Below are 2,901 nucleotides of genomic sequence, written 5' to 3' on the forward strand. Positions count from 1 at the left end.
GCGATAAGCAGAAATTTGATTTGATGGATAAAGTCCATATAAATGCGAAATATGGCGGTGCTTATCATTCGGGTCATCAATGTCATCAAGCCATTCCTGTAGTTGATTATGCTGCCCAATGTGCATTGGGGGTAGTTTTGCTCGTATCGTTTTCAAACTATCAATAAAAGAGGCGTCTTTTTTTAGAATTTCGGCTGCCCGAATTGCAGTATTGAAAACATCAAAAACAATTTGATTATCCATCGTAACTCCCGCATCAAGCGATGAGCCATCGTGAGCAGCAGGAGCGTTTTCTGGTGAGTTGCCTGGGTTTACAACCATCCATTTGTTTTTTGGATGTTCTACCAAAAAATCTACGTAGAACTGTGCGGCACCTTTCAAGGCTGGATAGGCAGATGCCAAAAACGCTTTGTTGCCAGTATAGAGATAATGTTCCCAAAGATGTTGACTAACCCATCCACCGCCCGAGGTCCACATTCCCCAAAATGCTCCATCAATCGCTCCAGTTGCTCGCCAAATATCGGTATTATGGTGAGCCATCCAACCTCTTGCTCCGTACATATCTTTGGCCGTTTTCCGACCAGTAACAGATAAATCCTTCACCATTTGCAAAAAAGGCTCGTGTAATTCCGAGAGATTTGTTTTTTCGGCTGGCCAATAGTTCATCTCGGCGTTGATATTGATAGTGTATTTACTATCCCAAGGAGGGCTAAGTTTATTGTTCCAAATTCCTTGCAGATTGGCAGCTTGCCCACCAGGTTGAGAAGAAGAAATAAGCAAATAACGACCAAATTGATAATATAAAGCTACCATTTGTGGGTCGTTTGTATTTCTGAAATTATTCAAACGCTCATCGGTTGGCAATTTGGCAGCATCCGTAGTTCCAAAATCAATTTTTACTCGATTAAAGAATTTTTGATATGCTTTTATATGGTCAGCTTTTATATTGGCGAAAGTTTTTGGAAAAGTTTTATTCATGTAAGCCTCAGCACGCTTTTCTTCATCGCCGCTGATGTCATTATAATTATTAAAATTTGAAGCGATTGATATAAAAATAGTAGCTGCATTTGCTCCATTGATGCTCAAGGAGGTATCGGTTTTCGAGATTTTCCCGCCCTCTAATTTGATGCGTGTAATGCCTTTAAACTCAACTAAACCTTTTACGCCATCTTGGTCGCTGGTAGTTCCATTTATTTGCAAGTCAAGATTTTTGACTGAAAATGTTTTTCTCTTGTGTGGCGAACTATAATTTGCTGTAAAAGCAAGTGTGCCAGCTTTATTGGTCGAAAGTCGAACTACAATTACTCTATCAGCAAAAGAAGCTAATGCTTCACGGGTATAAGTAACGCCATCAACCACATAAGACGTTTTTGAAATCGCTTTTTCAATATCTAGATCACGGTAATAATCGCTGTATTTTTCATGTCCTTCAAAAGTTAGGTTCAAATTACCAACTGGCTGAAACATTTGTCCATGCGATTTTTTGGTGATAATCACTTTATTAGCCAGTTTTTCCGCTTCTTTATGATTTCCCTCAAAAATCATTTTTCTAATTTCAGGCAAAGCCGCTAATGCATCAGGATTATCGTTTCGATTAGGGCTACCGCTCCAAACGGTATGCTCGTTTAATTGAATGATTTCTTTTTCTACATTTCCATATACCATAGCTCCCAAACGACCATTACCGATAGGCAAGGCATTTTCCCAAACTTTGCCTGATGGTTGTTTGTACCAAAGTTTTAGGCTTGTATTATTTTGTGAATAACCTAATTTCATCAATAGAAGTAAACAAAATATTAATATTTGCCTCATAAGCGTTATTGGGTAGGGTTTAAAGTGTATATTATACTAAATTTTAACGTCTATGGGTACAATTAAACATTTAGGGGTAAAGTTAATCTTTGAAACAGTATATTTTCGCCCCGTTGTAACGAGAACCTCTGCATCAAAAAGTGTGAGGCAAATGATTTTTGATGCTCTTAATCTAAAAGCAAATAAGGTTCAATAAGTAATCTTAAACAGACTTTCTTGAAATAAGAAGTGCTTGCCCTACACTTTTTGATGCACTCCTTCCTTCAATGATGTTTGGAGTTTTCTTCGGCTAAGTTAAGAATTTTTCAATTCGACCCACACTTTTTGATACTCTCCACGATTAAGATAAAGTTTAGCTTCAATTATTTAGTAGGCAACGATTCAAATCGTATGCTACTAACATAGCTTGACAGTTTTGTTTATACCGAATTTATAGGTTTTCTAATCACATTAGAGAACCTTATTTTTTTGTACGGATACCATCTAAGTCTTTGACTATCAACTAATTGATGAGCCTGCTTGGGTGTTTTGTAATTCAGTGAAGCATGAGGTCGGTAATTATTATAAGTCTTAATTACTTGCTCAATTGCATCAGAAGCCTCACAAAAAGAAATAAAACCACACTTGAGATTAAAATCATCGGTAATGTTATTTAATAACTGATTTGTATTTTTGTCCTTCATTAAAAATCTGTTTAAGATGGTTACTACAAATCATAAATGCAAGTGTTGTTCGAGCGAAAACATCGTTCTAAATGGTAAAAACAAATCGGGTTCACAAACATACAAGTGCAAGGATTGTGGTTGTTGTCGTGTTCTATTTTCAGTAAAAAATATCGAAAATATAGACCTTGAAGCTCTTTCAAGAACTTATGAAGAACGCAATAGTCTTCGCTCAACGGGTCATATTTTTGGTGTAAGTCACTTTACGGTTTACAATTTATTAAAAAAAAAGCTAAGTCGTTAGATAATTTTAAGACAAGCATTTTATATTTTAAAACCGTACACAAATAATAATACTTGGAGAAATTAGACGAGTAAAAGACAAACTCGCCTAATTTTGTAAAAATATATAATTATAATATGTACA

2 protein-coding genes are annotated in these 2,901 nt (G+C 36.0%); both read right to left on the bottom strand.

The window, feature by feature from the left end; all coding sequences use genetic code 11:
• A partial coding sequence (locus tag ACH2CJ_RS07740) for a glycosyl hydrolase family 95 catalytic domain-containing protein (protein WP_394991822.1) occupies nucleotides 1-1,812 on the bottom strand: 1,812 nt, incomplete at its 3' end.
• 419 nt (nucleotides 1,813-2,231) lie between these two features.
• Nucleotides 2,232-2,495, bottom strand: coding sequence for an integrase core domain-containing protein (locus ACH2CJ_RS07745; RefSeq protein ID WP_394991824.1), 264 nt, complete (start codon nucleotides 2,493-2,495; stop codon nucleotides 2,232-2,234).
• Between the last annotated feature and the right edge of the window lie 406 nt (nucleotides 2,496-2,901).

It is taken from the genome of Emticicia sp., from assembly GCF_043780375.1.
Taxonomy (GTDB): Bacteria; Bacteroidota; Bacteroidia; order Cytophagales; family Spirosomataceae; genus Emticicia.

Excerpts from the sequence above, each read along its gene's own strand:
- ACH2CJ_RS07745 (WP_394991824.1), bottom strand. The coding sequence starts at position 2,495 with ATGAAGGACAAAAATACAAATCAGTTATTAAATAACATTACCGATGAT.